The organism is Stenotrophomonas sp. 78350_Sma, from assembly GCF_056482105.1.
This window is the reverse complement of the sequence record NZ_CM151182.1, coordinates 4,409,429-4,427,663: the sequence shown is the minus strand read 5'-3', so window position 1 is coordinate 4,427,663 and position 18,235 is coordinate 4,409,429. Positions and strand designations below refer to the sequence as shown.

The window sequence follows — 18,235 nt, the reverse complement described above, 5'->3', positions numbered from 1 at the left end:
GCCGGGCCTGCCCGGCGCTACCGTTGCCGATGAGCGCACGCGCGATCTTCCACCTGTTCCTGCATGCTGCCGTGCCAGCGCTGCTGGCATGGCTGTTCTGGCGCAAGCGCTTTGCCTCGGCCTGGTTGTTGATGTTGCTGGGTTGGATCATCGATCTGGATCACCTGCTGGCCGATCCGATCTACGCGCCCAACCGCTGCAGCATCGGTTTTCATCCGCTGCATACTGCCCCGGCGATTGCGGTCTATGCCGGGCTGTGCGTGCCGAAGAAGACGCGGCTGGTGGGCATCGGCTTGATGATCCACATCGTGCTGGACGCGATTGACTGCTGGTGGATGCATCACCGTTGATGCTTGGTGCGTGTCGACCAAGGTCGACACCTACCGGGTGCACGATGGCCGACGGAACTGACGGACTGCTTTGGTAGATGCCGACCTTGGTCGGCGCTGTTGATGTGTGTCGACCAAGGTCGACACCTACCGGGTGCACGAGGGCCGACGGAACTGACGGACTGCTTTGGTAGATGCCGACCTTGGTCGGCGCTGTTGATGCGTGTCGACCAAGGTCGACACCTGCCGGGTGCACGATGGCGGACGGAACTGACGGACTGCTCTGGTGGATGCCGACCTTGGTCGGCGCTTTTGATGCGTGTCGACCAAGGTCGACACCTACCGGGTGCACGAGGGCCGACGGAACTGACGGACTGCTTTGGTAGATGCCGACCTTGGTCGGCGCTGTTGATGCGTGTCGACCAAGGTCGACACCTGCCGGGTGCACGATGGCGGACGGAACTGACGGACTGCTCTGGTGGATGCCGACCTTGGTCGGCGCTGTTGATGCGTGTCGACCAAGGTCGACACCTACCGAGGGCGGGTGAACCGGTAGCGCCGGGCGGCGCCCGGCGAGCGCAGCGGTGCGTCACCCCACCGGCAACCACAACGTTGCACGCAGGCCCGGCTGCGCATTCTCCAGCGCCACGCGCCCGCCATAACTGGCGGCGATGTCCCCTACGATCGCCAGGCCCAACCCGCTGCTGCCTTCGCGCTCATCCAGCCGCACGCCGCGCTGTGTGACCCGTTCCAGGGCGTCTGCAGCCAGGCCAGGGCCGTCGTCACGTACTTCGATGCGCAACTGGCCGCCGGCGGCGCCCGCGCTGACGTGGACCTGCTGCTGTGCCCAGCGCCCGGCGTTGTCCAACAGGTTGCCCAGCATCTCTTCCAGATCCGCACTGGCACCGGCGAACTGCAGCGCCGGATCGATGCCTGCCGCCGTGAACGTGATGCCACGTTCACCATGCACGCGCGCCATCAGCCGGCACATCGCCTGTGCGACAGCCGCCACGTCGGTGCGCTGGCGATGGTCTGCGGCCAACCCTGCGGCCAGGTAGCGGTCGACACTGGCCTGCATGCGCGCACTCTGCTCGCGCACGGTGGCACGCCAGTGCGCGCCGTCGCCGTCAGCCTCGGTGGCCAATACGCTCAGTGGGGTCTTCAGCGCATGCGCCAGATCCTGTGCACTGGTGCGCGCGCGCGCGACCATGCGTTGCTGGTGGTCCAGCAGTGCGTTGAGTTCTTCACCCAAAGGTGCGACCTCCGCGCCCAGACCGCGCGTCTCGATGCGCTGCGCATCACCGCGCCGCACCCGTTCCAGCTGTGCACCGAGGCGATGCAACGGGCGCAGGCCGAAGTGCACCTGGCTGGCCAGCGCCGCCAGCCACGCTGCGACCAGCACACCCAAAGCGATGGCGGTGCGCTGCCGGAACGCGGCCACATCGGCATCCAGCGCGCTGCGGTCGGTGGCGACCACGGCCACGAACGGTTCACTGGCCCGCGGCAGGCGCACCTGCTGCACACGTGCGCGCAGCGATTGCTGCAACGGGCCGGTCAGGTTGCGCGTAGCCGGGCCAGTGGCCGTGGCGGGAAGCGTTTCATCCCACAACGAGCGTGACTGCAGCAGTACGCGGCCGTCGGCACCGGCGATCTGCCAGTACGCACCGGAGAACACCCGCTGGAAGCGCGCATCGTTCGGTTCCTGGCGCAGGCGCAGCTGCCCTTCCGCATCCACCTCGGCCTGTGCCAGCAATGTCAGCATGTCCTGCTGCAGTTCGTGGTCCAGCCGATCACGCGCGCTGCGCTTGAACAGTTCGCCCAGCAGTGCACTGGCCAGCAACGAGACCAGCAGCAGGCCGACGCCACCGGCCAGCAGCAGGCGCCGCCGCAGCGAGGGTTGCCGGCTCACGGCGCGGCCAGCCGCCAGCCCTGGCCGCGCACGGTCTGGATCAGCTCGGTACCGAGCTTGCGACGCACCCGCCCCAGCAGCACATCCAGCGCGTTGGAGTCGGGATCCAAACCGCCTTCGAACACCTGTTCGCCGAGTCGATCACGGCCGATCACCTGGCCGCTGTGGTGGATGAAGTAGCTGAGCAGGCGGAACTCCTGCGGGCTGAGCGCCAGCGGCTGTCCGTCCAGTTCGAAGCGACCGGCGTTGACGTCCAGCTGCAGCGGCCCGCAGTGCAGGCGCGGGCTGGCGTGGCCATGGCTGCGGCGGATCAGTGCGCGCAGCCGCAGCACCAGCTCGTCGGCCTGGAACGGTTTGGTCAGGTAATCGTCGGCGCCGGCATCGAAGCCGGCCAGCTTGTCGTGCCAGCGCCCGCGCGCGGTCAGCACCAGAACCGGGAAGGTGCGGCCGTTGCCACGCCAGCGCTCGATCACGCTCAGTCCGTCCAGGCCGGGCAGGCCCAGGTCGACGATGGCCGCCTGCAGATCCTCGATCTGGCCGATCTCCTCGGCCTCGCGCCCGTCGGCGACCACGTGCACCACGTAGCCGGCCTGTTCCAGCAGGGGCACCAGGCGCTGCGCCAGTGCGGCGTCGTCTTCGGCCAACAGGATGCGCATCAGTCGTCCAGCTCCGTCTTCAGCAGCTTTCCGCTGCGCGCATCATAGTCCAGCTCGGCCACCACACCGTCGTCGCGCAGGATCTCCACTTCGTAGACGCCGTCGTCCAGCTCCACTTCCAGCAGCTGCCCCGGGTAACGCTTGAGTGCATCGCGCACCACGCTTTCCAGCGGCACGTAACGGCCCTGCTGCACAGCGCGACGCGCGACCTGCTGCGCCGGATCCTGCACGGGCGCAGCGGCGGTCGGGGCGTTGGCCAGGGCCAGTAGCAGGGGCAGGGTGGCGAGCATCGCGGGCGTATGAGGGAAGGGAACCAGGCGTGAGTGTGCAGCGGCCGACTAACAGCGGGCTAACAGGGTCGGCTAAGGGGCTGTTAACCACCCCGTGCATCGTGGCGTTGCCGGGATGGTCCGGCCATGAACACGAACAGGAGAAACCCAATGTTGAAGTCGCTTGCCCTCGCAACCGTCGCTGCCCTGGCCATCGTGCCGGCCGCTCAGGCCGCACCGCTGGGCATGGCCCAGGTTGAACAGACCCTGCGCAAGGCCGGTTACACCCAGATCCACGAGATCGAGCGTGATGACAGCCTGTGGGAAGCGGACGTGAGCCGCGCCGATGGCCGCTTCAGCGAGGTCTACGTGGACCCGAAGACCGGCGAGATCTTCGACGAGCACAACGGCCGCGCGCTGCTGACCACCGAGCAGGTGCTGGCACGGGCACAGGCACATGGCCTGCGCGAGATCCATTCGTTGGAACGTGATGGTGCGACCTGGTCGCTGGAAGCGCGCAATGCCCGCAACCAGAAGGTGGAGGTGCGCCTGAGCGGTTACGACGGCCGCATCCTGCACAGCGAGCGCGATGGCTGGCTGGACTGATTCGCGTGCCGGTAGGCGCCGACCTTGGTCGGCACACGGGGAGGAAGCGTGTCGACCAAGGTCGACACCCACCGGCACATGCGAGGCCGACACCTGCAGGACACGTGCACTGGTAGTGGCCGACCTTGGTCGGCCCAGGCCCGGCGCGGGGCGCTACCAGCCGTACGGCGGCGGGTAGTCCCAGTAGCCCGGGCCACGGCCGTAGTAGCCGCCATACGGGCCGAAGAAGCCCGGGCCCTTGCCTTCGCTCACGTGGATGTTGACGTTGACCCCGTGGGTCTTGCCCTCATCGGTGGTGTAGTTCTTGCTCAGATTCAGCGTGGCGGCGTTGTAGTGGCTGTTGCCGCCGTTCTTGGAATAGCCGATGCCGGTGGTGAAGCTGCCGGACACCTTGACCTTGTCGTCGGTCACGTCAGCGACCTTCGCGTCGTCGTGCACGCGCGGACCGCTCTTGTCACCGTAGTACGTGCCCGGCGGATCCTGTTTCAGGCTCGCATCGTTGAGGTAGCGCATCGGCGCCTGCGGCAGCGTCAGGTCCAGGCCGGCGGCCTGCGGCGCGGTGGCGCCGGCGGCAGACTGGGCCAGTACGGTTCCCGGCAGGGCCAGGCACAGCAGCAGGGTCAGGGGGCGGATCATGACGGCGCTCCAGCGGACAGGTGGCCACGCAACACGCGGCGGTACAGGCCGACGCTAGCAGGGGCTGCTTGAATGATGCCTGTCGGCACCCGCTAGCGGTAGAGCCAGGCCATGCCTGGCTGCACGCTACAACCGCCCGAACCCGAACAGTCCTTCCAGCGCATGCCTGCGCCGCTCGATCCGGGCCCGCAGCAGCTGGGCGCCGATCATCGAATAGGTGATGCCGTTGCCGCCGTAGGCCATGGCGAAATGCACCCGTGGGCCCCACTGAGCGTGCGGGCCGAAGAACGGCAGGCCGTCGGCGGTCTCGGCGAAGGTGCCGCCCCAGGAGAACGCCGCGACCGGGTCCAGCCGTGGGAACCAGTGCTGCAGCTGCTTCATCAGCTTGTCGGCTTTGCGCTGCACGCGCCGGTCGCGGCGGGCCGGGATGTCGATGGCGTCGTCCAGCCCACCCACCAGCAGGCGCCGGTCGCCGGTGGCGCGCAGGTACAGGTACGGGCGTGCGCTCTCCCAGACCATTGTATTGCGCAGCCGGCCCAGTACGTCCGCATCAATGGGGTCGGTAATGAAGGCATAGCTGCTGCGGTTGCGGGCGACGCGCTGATCGAGCCAGCGCTGGTTGGCATAGCCCATGGCCAGCACGACATGGCGGGCGCGGATCGTGGCGCCGGCCTCGGTGCGCGCGGTCACCCCGCGCGCGCTGGCGTCGAGGCTGTGCAGCACCGTGCGGTCATGCACGTGGCCGCCGCGCTGGCGCACGCGCCGCAGCAGTGCATGGGTCAGCCGATACGGATCGACCCGGGCTGCCTGCCGGGTCAGCAGGGCGCCGCCGGCGTCCACGTCGAAGCGCGCCTGCAGTGCCCCAGGGCCCAGCCAGCGGGCATCCAGGCCGATGCCGCGCCGCGCCTCTCCCTCGGCCATCAGGCGCGGCACGTCGCGATGGCGGCTGGCCAGATAGAGGCTGTCCATGCGCTGGAAATCCACGTCCTTCAGGCCGCGCGCCACATTGCCCAGCGCCGGAATGGCCTCGGCACAGGCGAGGTAGGCCGCTGCGGCGGCGTCGTGGCCGTAGCGCTGGGCCAGTTCCAGCAGATGGGTATCGATCTCGTACTGCAGCAGCGCGGTGCTGGCAGCCGTGCTCCCCCAGCCGATGTCGCGCTGCTCGATCACCGCGACATCGTGCCCATGCCGGGACAGCTCGTCGGCGATCAGCGCGCCGGTGATGCCGCCGCCGACCACCAGCACGGCGCAGCGCAGGTCCTTCTCCAGCGGCGGGAACGCCTGGATCAGTCCGTTGCGCACCGCCCACCACGGGTAGCCACTCTTCAGGTCCATGGGCGCATGCGGCTCAGGCTGTGGGGCGACCGGTATGCGGGGTGTGGATCAGTTCGGACAGATCGAAGCCCTGCAGGCGCGCGGTCGCCAGATAATGGTCCTGCACGGTGGCGTCCAGACGCGGCTCGCGGGCCAGCAGCCACAGGTACTTGCGGTCCGGGCTGCCGACCAGCGCCACGCTGTAGTCCGGGGCGACCTGGATCACCCAGTAGTCGCCCTTGGCGAACGGCAGCCAGCGCAGGCCCTTGGGCAGGAAGCTGACCTCCAGGCGCGCGCTGTCGTTGTCCACGGCGCAGGCCTCGCCGGTGGCTTCCTCGATCTCGCCGTCCATGCGGCAGCGGTTGGTGACGCCGACGTTGCCGTTGTCGAGCAGGGTGTAGTGCGCCGAGACGTCGGTGCAGCCTTCCGGTTCGTGGCGCATCGGCAGGCGCGCGATCTCGTACCAGGTGCCCAGGTAGCGGGGCAGCTTGAGGTCGGCGACGGTCTTCAGCGGCGGGTGGTCGGTCATCGGCGGTCGTGGCGGGGGGGGAGTCTCCACGATGCCGATGGCCTTGCCATGGGCGGGTGAAGCCGGGGCGATGGCCGTGTCCAGAACGTTCCGTCGCCGCTGCGGCGTGCCCGTTGTCACCGGTGCAGCGGTATGCTGCCGCCAGCGCCGTGTTTTCCTGATCCAACCGAAGTGGAGGTGCCGATGTACCAGGTGATCCTGTTGAAGAGTGAATCCGCGTTCGCACGCGAGCAGTGGCCGCAGGTTGACGACCTGGTCGACTACGAGGGTGTGGCCTACAGCCTGCGTGCCGGCCCGCGCCAGCCGCTGCCGACCGACCACGACTGGCACCCGGTGGCGGTGTATGCGCCCGATGAGATCACCGAGGAAGAGTTCCAGGACTGGTACGCCCTGCAGCAGCCGACCGTGGAAGAGCTGCGCCTGAAGTACTGATACTGCTGCGCGTCCCCCATCCGCCCTTTACCGGCTCTGCCGTATAGTCGCGCGCAGGCGCGGTGGTCCGCGCGAAACGGTGTGGCTGGCGTGTCTTCTTTCCTGCGATCGATCCGTGCACGGGGGCCCTGGCTGGCCCTGCTGCTGTGCGCTGCCTTCCTGCTGTCCGCACCGGTGCTGGCACAGGATGAGGACCCCACGCCGAAGCAGCAGCTGGCGGATATCGATGCGAAGCTGAAGGAAGTCGACCGCAAGCGTGGCGATGCCGCGGCCATCGAAACATTGGCCATGCTGTCCGAGGATGCTTCGAAGGCACGGCGTGATGCAGAGGCGCTGGAGAAGGCGCTGCAGCCGCAGCTGGACCGCCTCGACGAACAGCTGGCGCAGCTGGGCACGCCTGCCGAGGGCGCCACAGAGCCGCCGGAACTGGCGGCGCAACGGCGCACCCTCAACAAGCAGCGCGACGGACTGGCCGCATCGGTGGCCCAGGCCAGGACCAGTGCCGTGCGTGCCCAGCAGCTGGCGACCGACATCGACCAGCAGCGCACCGCACAACGCACGGAAGAACTGGGGCAGAAGGTCGCCTCGCCGCTGTCGCCTGCGTTGTGGAGCAAGGTGGCCGAGCGCCTGCCGATCGATATCGCGCGCGTTGCGCCGCTGGCCGAGCAGGGGCGTGACACGCTGATCACCGGAATCCGCACCAATGGCTGGGGCACGCCCTTGCTGGGCCTGCTGGCCGCGCTGGTGATGATGTTCCCGCTGCGGTTGTGGCTGCGCCGCCTGGGGCGGCAGTTCGCCGCGTCCGACCAAGCGCCCGATGGTCGCCTGCGCCGGTCTGGCCTGGCCATGTGGCTGCTGCTGGTGGGGACGCTGCTGCCCGGTTATGCGGTAGTGGTGCTGATGGCAGCATTGGATGCCGTTGATGCGATCGCGCCGCGCCTGCAGGTGGTGGCCGACGGTCTGGAAACCGCGACCTTCCGCGCTGCCTTCATCGCTGCGCTCAGCGCCTGCCTGCTGGTGCCCAAGCGCCCGTCATGGCGATTGTTGAACCTGGACGACACCGCCGCGCTCAAGTTGCGCAAGTACGCCTGGGGCGCGGCGGCACTGGCCTGGCTGAGCACGGTGCTTGTGGCGATCGATCAGGCCACGCGCACCAGCGATGTGACCACCGTGGCGCTGGATGGCCTGATTGCACTGACCTACCTCGGCCTGATCATGGCCATGCTGGTGACGCTGGCGCGCCTGCACCGCCGGCAGACCGCCGAGGCCGAGGCCAAGCTGGAAGCACAGGCCGATGGCCTTGGCGTGAGTACGCCAGTGCGCCGCAGCAGCTGGCTGGTACTGGCCCGGGTAGCGGGCAATATCGCCGTGGTGGCCGCCATCATTGCCACGTTGCTGGGCTACCTGAATTTCGCCAAGTTCGTGAACCAGCAGCTGATCGGCGGCAGCATCGTAGTGCTGGCCGCGACCCTGCTGTTCAAGTTCGTCGATGACCTGAGCACCTGGATGCTCAACGCCGACAGCAAGGTCGGCCAGACCATCCTGCTCAGCACCGGCCTGAGCGTGTCGCGGCTGGAGCAGGCCGGCGTGCTGCTGTCGGCAGCGCTGCGTACGGTGGTCGTGCTGCTTGCACTGCTGGCGCTGGTGGCGCCGTTCGGCAACATCGGCGCGGTGGTGGAGCGCTTTTCTTCGCTGTTCACCTCTGGATTCGATATTGGCGGAACCAAGTTGGAGCCGGTGCGCATCGTGCTGGCGGTGCTGGTGCTGCTGGCTGGCCTGGCCGTTACCCAGCTGGTACAGCGCTGGCTGACCGACACCTATCTGCCCAAGACCGAGCTGGACCTGGGCGCACGCAATTCGGTGAGTACCGTTGCTCGCTACGTGGGCATCATCATCGCGGTGATCTGGGCGTTGAGCGCGATGGGCCTGCAGCTGAGCAAGCTGGCATTGCTGGTCAGCGCGCTGTCGGTGGGTATTGGCTTCGGCCTGCAGGTGATCACCCAGAACTTCGTCTCCGGCCTGATCCTGCTGGCCGAGCGCCCGGTGAAGATCGGCGACTGGGTGAAGCTGGGCGACCAGGAGGGTGACATCCGCCGCATCAGCCTGCGTTCGACCGAGATCCAGGTGGGCGACAAGTCGACGTTGATCGTGCCCAACTCCGAGCTGGTCACCAAGACTGTGCGCAACATGACGATGGGCAACAACCAGGGCCGCATCCAGATCCAGTTCGCGGTGCCACCCAGCACCGATGTCAGCAACCTGCGCCAGGCGCTGCTGGATGCGTACACCGCGCACACCAACGTACTGGAGCAGCCGGCACCGACGGTCTACATCGACAGCATCGCCGGTGGCCAGATCACCATCAACAGCTTTGCGTACGTGGCCAGTCCGCGGCAGGTCTACGCCACCCGCAGCGATCTGTACTTCAGCCTGCTGCAGATCCTGGCCGAGCGGAACATTCCGCTGTCCACCCCGACCGATATCCACATCACCCGCGATTCGCAGGAGTAGGGGGTGTTCTGCAGGGCTGCGCCCTGCACCTGCTACGAGCCGGAGCAACGGCAACAGCCGAAGCAAAAGCTGGATTCCTGTGGGATGGCGGGGCGGGTCCGGTTGCGGGGGACGCTGCAAGTACGTCCATGTAAGCTCGGTCGCCGCTTGCTCGTGTGCGCTGTCCTGCGCACACGGCAAGACCGGGGTTGGGCGTCCTGCCCAACCCGCCCGAGGCATGCCTCGGGCCCATGCGGCTGACACCCCCGCAACCGGACCCGCCCCGCCTTCGACAGATTTCTGCGACCTGTTGGAGTTGCTTTTGGGGTCAGATCCGTTTTCCGGAGGAAAACGGATCTGACCCCATTTTGATTTTCGATATCTGACAGATTGTGTCGACCAAGGTCGACACCCACCAACAGCACACGAAATCTGTCAGAGGTGGGGCGGTGTCGGAGTGCGGGGTGTCAGCCGCATGGATGCGGCTGCCAAGCCTCCAGGGACGGATTTACGGCGTCCCCGCACTCCGACACCGCCCCGCCAATCCACGGAATGCACGCTGTTGCGGTTGCTTCTGAGGTTGCCGGCCAGCGGCCGGCACTACCACGGGTGCAGGGCGCAGCCCTGCAAAGAACCCTATCCCCGTGGTCGGCCGCGCGAGGGCACCAGTGCGAACGTATCCACCGCCAGCTTCTCGGCATGGTTCAACCACGCGCGGATCTCCAGGTCATCCACTTCGTGGTCAAGCCCGAACGACACGTTGATCTTGCCGTCGGCATCGGGTTGCACCCACTGCTGGGCCAGCACCACCTTGCGCTGCGAGGACACCGCCTCGATCCAGAAACCGCGATCCGGGCGCGTGCTCGCCACCAGCTGCAGCATGTACTGGCCGGCGCGGGTACGGCGACCCTTCTGCGTGATCATGTGCGCCTGGCGCACGCTCGGGCGCGGGCCCTGGAATGCGTCCAGCGGTGCATCCACGGCGATGCCGCCACGCAGGTCGTTGTCGCGGTAGAGCTTGATGCCGTTGTCGCGGTTGACCAGCAGGGCACACCAGTCACCGTCGGCCGAGCCGTCCTCGAATGCGGTGCAACGGTCGACGTAGGCCAGGGTGTTGTCCGGGTTGGCATCATCGAACTGGCGCGAGGTATTTTCCAGGTACACCGACTTCAACCCCCAGTCCTTGTCGTATTCCAGCAGCACCGGTGGCCGTACGTGCTGCAGGCCCACCACCACCTGGTCATCGCCATCGATCTTCAGCTCGCGGGTCGGTTCACCCAGCCACAGCGAACGCGCGAAAGCCAGGTACTGCGGGTAATCGCGGCCGCCATCGCGCTGGGTGGCCACGCTGGCGCTGGGCGCACGCTGGGTATCGATCAGCGAACGGCCAAAGCCCATCGTCTTCAGGTTCGGGTCCAGCAGGCTGAGCAGGGTCGCGCCCGAATCCAGAGTGGTGCCGGCGTCGGCGCTGAGCTGCTGGGGGGCAATGCCATCGCCCAGGAACAGCAGCAGGTTCTCGCGCTTCTGCCGGGTCAGGATGTGGGTCAGATCGTTGGGCATCGCCAGGTGGTCGGAGGCGATCACGATCAGCGTGTCCTTGCCGTACGGGCTGGCCTGGATGCGCTGCACCAGCTGCGAGATCAGCCGGTCGCTGCACTTGAGCGCGTTGAGCATGTTGATGTTGCCGTACTGGCTCTGGTAGCGCTCGCCCTTGCACGATACCGGCAGGTGGCCAGCCGGATGATGGGTGTCCATGGTCAGCGTGGTCAGCATGAACGGCGAACCGGCACGCGAGAGCTGCTCGAAGCGCTGGTAGGCGGTATCCAGCAGCACGTCGTCGTGCACGCCCCAGGCCGAGTAGTGGATGCGGCCGATCTTCTTCTGCTGCTTGAACCAGGCCAGGTCATGCACTTCGTCGAAGCCGTGGCTGGCCAGGAACTGGCCCTTGCCGGCGAACTGGCCGTTCGCACCGCCAAGATAATGGTTGGTGTAGCCCTGCTGCTTCAGGTAATCGCCCAGGCACACCGCCTTGGGCAGGAAGCTGCCCATGCGGTCCATGCTGTTCTCATCGCCCTGCGAGGTGGTCAGCGGCACGCCGCACATCGACGACACCAGTCCGGCGATGGTCCAGCCGCTGCCCTCGGCCGAGGCCAGCCCGCGCACGTCCAGCGACTTCGCGGCCAGGCGGTTGAGATGGGGCATCAGGCCCGGGAACACGTTCTCGTCCAGGTAGGTGCGCTCCAGGCTCTCGCCGTAGATCCAGACGATGTTGCGCGGACGCTGCAGGGGCTGCGTCGGTACCTGGTACTCGGGGGCGATGCGGGCGAAGTCGACCGGACGCAGCTGCTGGTAGAGGCGTTGGCCGTCGCGGGCCAGTGGGCTGATCATGATCGTGGCCACCCACACGGCCGCGAACCCGGCGAACAACGCGCCACCGTGGCCGGGCCGGCGCCAGCGCTTCACCCGCGTGGCGAACAGCGGCAGCAGCGAGACCAGCGCCAGCACGATGAAGCCGGCGATGTAGCCCTTGAAGTCGGAGACACCGGCGCCTTCCATGTCGGCGCCGAGGTGGTACAGCGTGGCGGCGTTGAGCCCATCACCGGACAGTTTGTCGATCAGCCACCACGCACTGAGCGCGAGCAGCAGCAGCGAGAACGCACCGGCCTTCCACCACACCCACTTGTCGGACGCGAGGAACAACCAGCACAGCAGCAACAACGACAGCAGCAGTATCCAGAGCATAGGCAGCTTCGGCAGTGACGGGGTGGTGGTGATGGACGTCGTACCGACGCGTGTCCATCCGACCGACGCTGCCGCAAGCACATTCACATGACAGGCCGATGACCCGATAGTGCATGCACGAACCTGACTGAAATGTTTGTTGAAATGACGCGCGCGCAATCGCGCTCAGAAGGTAAAACGAGCGTGAAAGGCTTCATTGGATTGCATTAAAAACCGCATGAATACGGGTGTTTTCGCAGATTCGCTAGCGATGCCCGCGTTCTTCCCGTGCCCGTGCACGACGGTCGAACAGCAATGCACTGGTCACGATGCCAAGGCCGAGCACCACGCCGATGAACAGCAGAATCAGGGCGATGAGCGGGTAGCCGAACAGGTGCCAACCGGTGTCGATCTTCATCATCATTGCCGCCGCCATGATCAGTGCCGCGCTGATGATGCCGGCCGCTACGCGGTTGGCGATCTTCTGCAGGTTTTCCATCAACCGCGATTCTTCCAGCCCGGTCACCTTCATCTGCAGGCGGTTCTCGGCCAGCAGCGCCATGATGTCCGACAGCTTGCGCGGCCCATCGCGCAGCAGCTGCTGCAGCTCCATCGCCTCGCTGGCGAGGTTGGCCGCAGACAGGGATTTTTTCAGGCGCGCACGCATCACGTGCTGCAGCTGGCGTTCGACGATGCGGCGGGTATCCAGGTCCGGTGCCAGCAAGCGGCATACGGTTTCCAGGTTGAGCAGCGCTTTGCCGAGCAGGCTGAGCTCCGGCGGTGTACGCAGGCCGCAGGCGGTGGCGATGCGCACCATGTCCAGTACCACGCGGCCTTCGGAGAAACTGCCACTGGCCGCATAGCGTGCGATCAGCTGGCCGGTCTCGCGCAGGTAGCGCTCTTCGTCGAACGCCTCCAACCGCGTGCTGATGCTGATCAGGTCGTCGGCCACTTCCTCGCCGCGACCATCGACGGCGGCGAACAGGATCTTCAGCAGCCGCTCGCGCAGGCGTGGTGGCATGTGCGCGACCATGCCCAGGTCGAAGATCGCCAGCCGGCCATCGGGCATCACCCGCAGGTTGCCGGGATGCGGGTCGGCGTGGATCTCGCCATGCACGAAGATCTGGTCCAGGTAGCCGCGGATCAGCGCCGCCGCCAGCGGGTCCATCGATTGTTCGGTGCGGCGCACATCGGGAATCGCGTCCACGCGCACGCCGGTGGCCAGCTCCATGGTCAGTACGCGCTGGCTGCTGTAGTCCCACAGCGGCTGCGGAATCCACAGGCGGCGGAACGGCTTCAGGTGTCGGCCGAAACGGGCCAGGTTCTCAGCCTCGGCGTGATAGTCCAGCTCCTGCATCAGGGTCTTGGCGAACTCGTTGAGCCAGTCGCGCAGGCGCACGCGGCGGCCGACCTGGGTCAGGTGGTCGGCGGCCAGCGCGAAGCTGCGCAGCGCCTCCAGGTCCGAGCGCAGTTGTGCAGCCACTTCAGGCTTCTGCACCTTCACCGCCACCTGGCGGCCATCGTGCAGCACCGCGCGATGCACCTGCGCGATCGACGCACAGCCCAGCGGCTCGGGATCGAACGCGGCGAACAGCTTGTTCACCGGTGCGCCCAGTTCCTGCTCGACGATGGCATGGATGCGCTCGACCGGAATCTCGGCCACCTTCTCCTGCATGCGCTCCAGTGCGGTGGCGAACTCCACCGGCACCATGTCCGGGCGGGTGGACAGCATCTGGCCCAGTTTGACGAAGGTCGGCCCCAATGCTTCCAGATCGCTGACGAACTGCTCCGGGTTGCCGTCGGCCGGCACGTCGGCCTGGTTGCTGGCGGCGTCCAGGTTCATGCCCGAGAACACGCCCGAATGACGGTAGCGCATCAGCAGGCGCAGGATCTGGCTGCGCCGGTTCATGCCTTTGACCAGCGGGGGATTGCCATTGGCGGTGGGCGGATTGCTCAAGCGGAACTCCCATGCGGCAAAGACGGTCCTGCCGGCCGCTGGCCGGCAATGTCCGGATTCCGCAGTGTCGCCGGGGGGCGGTAGGCACGCGGTGAATCCGACCGCTTCCGCAGCCGCCCCGGTATCGGTCAGAATCCGCTCATTCCCTCTCTGGACTTCCCATGGCCGGTGCCAGCCTGTTCGCCCTGCTCGACGATATCGCCACCCTCCTCGACGATGTCTCGGTCCTGACCAAGGTCGCGGCGAAGAAGACCGCCGGCGTGCTGGGCGACGACCTGGCGCTGAACGCGCAGCAGGTTACCGGGGTCAACGCCAACCGTGAGCTGCCGGTGGTGTGGGCGGTGGCCAAGGGCTCGCTGGTCAACAAGGTGATCCTGGTCCCGGCGGCCCTGGCGATCAGCGCGCTGGAGGCCTGGCTGCACAGCCGAGGCTGGAACGTGCCGCTGATCGTGCCGCTGATGATGATCGGTGGTGCCTTCCTCTGTTTCGAAGGCGTGGAGAAGCTGGCGCACCGCTTCCTGCACTCAGCCGAGGACGACGCCGAGCATCAGGCCGAACGGCGCAAGGCACTGTCCGATACCCAGGTGGACATGGTGGCGTGGGAGAAGGACAAGGTAAAAGGCGCGATCCGCACCGACTTCATCCTCTCCGCCGAGATCATCGTATTGACCCTGGGCGTGGTCGCTACCGCATCGTTCACCAACCAGGTGGTCACCCTGGCCGTGGTTGCACTGGCGATGACGGTCTTCGTCTATGGGCTGGTGGCGGGCATCGTCAAGCTCGACGACGTCGGCCTGTACCTGTCGCGCAAGGGCGGTGCCATCGCTGCCTTCGGCCGTGGCCTGGTGGCCTCGGCGCCGTGGCTGATGAAGTTCCTGTCGGTGGCCGGCACCATCGCCATGTTCCTGGTCGGCGGCGGCATCCTGGTGCACAACGTGCCGGCGCTGCACCATGCGGTGCAGGCGCTGGGCGGCGAAGGGCAGTGGGGCTGGCTGATCAGTGCTGCGGCCAACATGGTGGTCGGCATCATCGCCGGCGCCATCGTGCTGGCGGCGGTGACCGGGTTCCAGAAGCTGCGCGGGAAGTAATCACCGGCGGGTCGCAAGGTAGAGGCCGACCTTGGTCGGCGCTTTGTTTCCCGCGCATGCCAACCAAGGTTGGCACCTACCGAAGCCGTTTAGGGTGGTCGGGATCATCGCCGGCGGGTCGCAAGGTAGAGGCCGACCTTGGTCGGCGCTTTGTTTCCCGCGTGTGCCAACCAAGGTTGGCACCTACCAAAGCGGTTTGCGGCGGGCCGGACGGTCAGCCCGCCTGCACCCGGTTCTTGCCCTGCCGCTTGGCCGCATACAGCGCGTCATCGGCCCGGCGCAGCAGGGTTTCGGTATCGTCGCCCGGCTGCCATTGCGCCAACCCGGCACTGAAATGCACCGGCACGCGCCGGTCCTGCACGGTCAGCACGCGGTGCGCCAGTGAACGCTGCAGGCGCTGCACGGTGGCCATGCTGTCGGCACCCTGGGTTTCTGGCAGCACCAGCACGAACTCGTCGCCACCCAGCCGTGCGATGCCGTCGGTGGCGCGCAGCAGCAGCTTGCACACGGCCACCAGGTGCTGCAGCAATGCATCGCCACCGGCGTGGCCGTGCGCCTCGTTGGTCAGGTGGAAATCATCCAGGTCGATCACCGCCACGCCCAGCGGTGAATTGTTGCGTGCGGCACGCGCCAGTTCACGCTGCAGCAGTTCGTCCAGGCCACGGCGGTTCAGCGCCTGGGTCAGCGGATCGATGCGTGCCAGGTCGCCGGCGGCACGCAGTTCCTGCTCCAGTTCGGCAATGCGCTGCTCGGCACGTTCCACTTCCTGCCGTGCGTTGGCCAGGTGATCGCGGGCCTGCGCGGCCTGCTGCTGTACCTTGCCGGTGTCGCGCATCACGTCCTGCAGAAGCTGGTTGAGGTCGGCGATGCTGCGTGCCTCGCGCAGCTGCAACGCGTAGCTGCCGATGCGGTCGTGGTATTCGCCGGTGCTGGTGGCCATGCCATCCATGCGCTCGATGAACTCGCCCATCAACCCGCGCATCGCCGCCTTCGAATCGTCGATGCCTTGGCGCAGCAGACCCTGCTTGTAGATCACTTCGCGCAGTTCAGCGCGGGTACGCTCGACCGCTTCAGCTTCCAGCGGCCCGTCCAGCAGCTGGCGTACCGCAGCGATCTGGCCCTGCAGCCAGCTGCGGTCGTCCAGCAGTTCGCTCACGTTTTCCAACAGCAGCGCGAACAGCTCCAGCAGCAGCGCCTGCTGCTCCTGCCAGCTCTCGGCGCGCACGCCGACCTGGTGGCCGAGTTCGCGCACGCCCTGTTCGATCGGCTCCAGTGCGGTACCCGGCTGCCACTGGCGCAGGCGCGTGGCCAGGGCCTGCGCCTGCTCGCGCAGGTCCGGGTCGTGCTGCAGCAGGGCTACCACCGCGCCTCCCAGCAGCAGGCGCAGCTGCTCGGACAGGCGCAGGCTTTCCGGCTGCCCGTCCGGCGAATGCTGCTCGATGGTGCGGATGTACTTGTCGATCAACTGCCGCATCGCGCGCCCATAGCGCGGCCAATCGGCGCTGGCCTGCGCCGACTGCAGGCGGTCGCCCATGTCGCCCAGTTCGCCGGGCAGGGTGGCCATGCCGTTGGCGAACGCGGCCAGCAGCGGCTCCGGCGCGTCGGCGCCGGCGAACAGCTGCTGCAGCGCCACGCCACCGCCGCCCTGCAGCACCACGCGGTCGCCCAGCCCATCGTCCACCACCGCGCGCACGCGTGCCGGCGGCCCAAGGGCGGTACCGGGGGCAGGGCGGTGGTCGGGCTGGTCCGTCATGGAGCGAATCCTGGGGCTGGCAGGGACTGGTTCCAGCATATCGGCGCGGCCGCCGACGGCTTGAACGGCTAGGATGGGCGACAGGATGCCGCAGTGGAGGTGGTGATGCGCGTGATGTTGCTGGGGGCGACCGGCCTGGTCGGTGGGCTGGCCCTGTCCCGGCTGCTGGACGACCCGCGCTGCAGCGCCGTGGTTGCCCCGACCCGCCGACCGCTGGCGCTGGCCCACGGGAAGCTGGAGAACCCGGTACTGGCCTTCGATGCGCTGCCTGCCGCCGCCGAGTGGGCGCGCGTGGACGCGGTCATCTGCGCGCTGGGCAGCACCATTGCCCAGGCCGGCAGCCGCGAGGCTTTCCATCGCATCGACCATGATTACCCGCTGGCGTTCGCCCGGCTGGCACAGGCACAGGGTGCACAGACCTATGTGCTGAATTCCGCCGCCGGTGCCAACCCGCAGTCGTCGATCTTCTACAGCCGGGTGAAGGGTGAGCTGGAGCGCGATCTGCGCGCGCTGCCCTTCGCATCGTTGACCCTGGTTCGCCCAGGGTTGATCGGTGGCGAGCGCAACGAGGTGCGCCGTGGCGAGCGTTTCGCACTGACGGTGTTGGGTGCATTGGGGCCGGTGTTGCCACGGGCGTGGCGGATCAACCCGGCCAGTGAGATCGCCAAGGCACTGGTCGAGGCCGCGCTGGCCCCGCAACCGGGTGAGCACGTGGCGGCATCGAGCGCACTGGTCGGCTGATGTCGCGTGCGCTGCGCCTGACACAGTTGCTGCAGCTGCTGCGACGTCATCGACGGCCGGTGGCCGGGCAGGCGCTGGCCGGAGCGCTGGGCATCAGCCTGCGCACGCTGTACCGCGATATCGAAACCCTGCGCGAGCAGGGCGCTGACCTGCGTGGCGCGGCCGGCGTGGGCTACCTGCTGGCGCCGAGCGATACGCTGCCACCGATGACCCTGCCGCCCGCCGAGATCGATGCACTGGTGCTGGGCCTGCGCTGGGTTGCAGCGCGCACTGAGCCGGCGCTGGCCGAGGCCGCACGCGACGCCCTGGCGCGCATCGCGCATGTGTTGCCTGCTGCCCGCCGTGAGGCGCTGCGTGACAGTGGCCTGCGCGTGGGCCCTTCGCGCGCCGCGGCGAAGGTTCCCGCCGCGCGCCTGCAGGCCGTGCGTGAGGCGGTGGGTTCGCAGCAGCGCCTGACGTTCGGCTACCAGGACGCGCACGGCCAGCGCAGCGAGCGCATCGTCTGGCCGTTCGCGCTGGGGTATTTTGATGAAGTGCCGATGCTGGCGGCGTGGTGTGAGAGCCGCGAGGATTTCCGCCATTTCCGGCTGGATCGCATCCGCGAGGTACGCGCGCTGGAGGATCATTACCTTGTGCCGCGCGCCACCCTGCTGCGACGCTGGCAGAAGGCGCAGGGCATCGCCCCGGACTGGCTGGACCGTTCGTAGCGTCGAGCTTGCTCGACTGCTTCCGCACTTCGCTTCCTGCTGCTGGGGAGGGCGGCCTTCGCTCTTTGCTCCTGGTAGGGGTCGAGCTTGCTCGACTG

General features: G+C 67.4%; 15 protein-coding genes and 1 pseudogene. 7 read left to right on the top strand and 9 right to left on the bottom strand.

The features are described from left to right. The first annotated feature begins 29 nt into the window (after positions 1–29). Complete coding sequence (locus ACZK4H_RS20415) at positions 30–350, top strand: DUF6122 family protein (protein WP_012512348.1); 321 nt, start codon at positions 30–32, stop codon at positions 348–350. A 568-nt stretch (positions 351–918) separates the two neighbouring features. On the opposite strand, the gene ACZK4H_RS20410 is transcribed toward ACZK4H_RS20415, so the two are convergent. The 3 genes from ACZK4H_RS20410 to ACZK4H_RS20400 are packed head-to-tail and all read right to left on the bottom strand — an operon-like array spanning position 919 to position 3,184. Further along, positions 919–2,238: a sensor histidine kinase gene (locus ACZK4H_RS20410; RefSeq protein WP_099554890.1), complete on the bottom strand. Its 1,320-nt coding sequence runs from the start codon at positions 2,236–2,238 to the stop codon at positions 919–921. Beyond that, complete coding sequence (locus tag ACZK4H_RS20405) at positions 2,235–2,894, bottom strand: response regulator transcription factor (protein ID WP_099554888.1); 660 nt, start codon at positions 2,892–2,894, stop codon at positions 2,235–2,237. Before ACZK4H_RS20405 ends, ACZK4H_RS20410 begins: the two co-directional genes overlap by 4 nt. Continuing rightward, positions 2,894–3,184, bottom strand: a complete 291-nt coding sequence (locus ACZK4H_RS20400; protein WP_099554886.1) for a PepSY domain-containing protein — start codon at positions 3,182–3,184, stop codon at positions 2,894–2,896. The genes ACZK4H_RS20405 and ACZK4H_RS20400 overlap by 1 nt, the downstream gene beginning before the upstream one ends. A 150-nt stretch (positions 3,185–3,334) precedes the next feature. Here ACZK4H_RS20400 and ACZK4H_RS20395 point away from each other — a divergent pair, with 150 nt between their 5' ends. Beyond that, positions 3,335–3,769 (top strand): PepSY domain-containing protein, encoded by a 435-nt coding sequence (locus ACZK4H_RS20395; protein ID WP_043034271.1) that lies wholly within the window; start codon positions 3,335–3,337, stop codon positions 3,767–3,769. A gap of 153 nt (positions 3,770–3,922) precedes the next feature. Here ACZK4H_RS20395 and ACZK4H_RS20390 read toward each other — a convergent pair whose 3' ends face one another. From ACZK4H_RS20390 to ACZK4H_RS20380, 3 genes are all read right to left on the bottom strand, one after another. Further along, the gene (locus ACZK4H_RS20390; RefSeq protein WP_099554884.1) at positions 3,923–4,405 is read right to left on the bottom strand and encodes a hypothetical protein; all 483 of its coding nucleotides are present in this window, start codon (positions 4,403–4,405) and stop codon (positions 3,923–3,925) included. Between the two features lie 126 nt (positions 4,406–4,531). After that, entirely contained in the window at positions 4,532–5,740 is a 1,209-nt protein-coding gene (locus tag ACZK4H_RS20385; protein WP_099554882.1) for an NAD(P)/FAD-dependent oxidoreductase, read from the bottom strand. A gap of 13 nt (positions 5,741–5,753) precedes the next feature. Next, on the bottom strand, positions 5,754–6,248 hold the full coding sequence (locus ACZK4H_RS20380) for a lipocalin family protein (RefSeq protein WP_099554880.1): 495 nt from the start codon (positions 6,246–6,248) through the stop codon (positions 5,754–5,756). Between the two features lie 183 nt (positions 6,249–6,431). Between ACZK4H_RS20380 and ACZK4H_RS20375 the strand changes: the two genes are divergently transcribed. Together ACZK4H_RS20375 and ACZK4H_RS20370 are read left to right on the top strand one after the other, a co-directional pair. After that, complete coding sequence (locus ACZK4H_RS20375; RefSeq protein WP_006399378.1) at positions 6,432–6,680, top strand: hypothetical protein; 249 nt, start codon at positions 6,432–6,434, stop codon at positions 6,678–6,680. Between the two features lie 81 nt (positions 6,681–6,761). After that, positions 6,762–9,191: a DUF3772 domain-containing protein gene (locus ACZK4H_RS20370; RefSeq protein ID WP_099554878.1), complete on the top strand. Its 2,430-nt coding sequence runs from the start codon at positions 6,762–6,764 to the stop codon at positions 9,189–9,191. A gap of 615 nt (positions 9,192–9,806) precedes the next feature. Here the strand turns inward: ACZK4H_RS20370 and ACZK4H_RS20365 are convergent. Both ACZK4H_RS20365 and ACZK4H_RS20360 read right to left on the bottom strand, forming a co-directional pair. Further along, entirely contained in the window at positions 9,807–11,912 is a 2,106-nt protein-coding gene (locus ACZK4H_RS20365) for a phosphoglycerol transferase I (protein WP_099554036.1), read from the bottom strand. Positions 11,913–12,156: 244 nt separating this feature from the next. Next, positions 12,157–13,803, bottom strand: a pseudogene (locus ACZK4H_RS20360) (ABC1 kinase family protein); the annotation flags it as partial. A 206-nt stretch (positions 13,804–14,009) separates the two neighbouring features. Here ACZK4H_RS20360 and ACZK4H_RS20355 point away from each other — a divergent pair. Further along, a complete protein-coding gene (locus ACZK4H_RS20355; protein ID WP_099554040.1) occupies positions 14,010–14,936 on the top strand; it encodes a DUF808 domain-containing protein in 927 nt (308 codons plus the stop codon). A gap of 214 nt (positions 14,937–15,150) precedes the next feature. On the opposite strand, the gene ACZK4H_RS20350 is transcribed toward ACZK4H_RS20355, so the two are convergent. Beyond that, positions 15,151–16,689 (bottom strand): GGDEF domain-containing protein, encoded by a 1,539-nt coding sequence (locus ACZK4H_RS20350; protein WP_099554042.1) that lies wholly within the window; start codon positions 16,687–16,689, stop codon positions 15,151–15,153. A gap of 105 nt (positions 16,690–16,794) precedes the next feature. Here ACZK4H_RS20350 and ACZK4H_RS20345 point away from each other — a divergent pair, with 105 nt between their 5' ends. Beyond that, the gene (locus ACZK4H_RS20345; RefSeq protein ID WP_099554101.1) at positions 16,795–17,430 is read left to right on the top strand and encodes a Rossmann-fold NAD(P)-binding domain-containing protein; all 636 of its coding nucleotides are present in this window, start codon (positions 16,795–16,797) and stop codon (positions 17,428–17,430) included. Further along, positions 17,430–18,137 (top strand): helix-turn-helix transcriptional regulator, encoded by a 708-nt coding sequence (locus ACZK4H_RS20340; RefSeq protein WP_099554044.1) that lies wholly within the window; start codon positions 17,430–17,432, stop codon positions 18,135–18,137. Before ACZK4H_RS20345 ends, ACZK4H_RS20340 begins: the two co-directional genes overlap by 1 nt. Positions 18,138–18,235 lie beyond the last annotated feature (98 nt).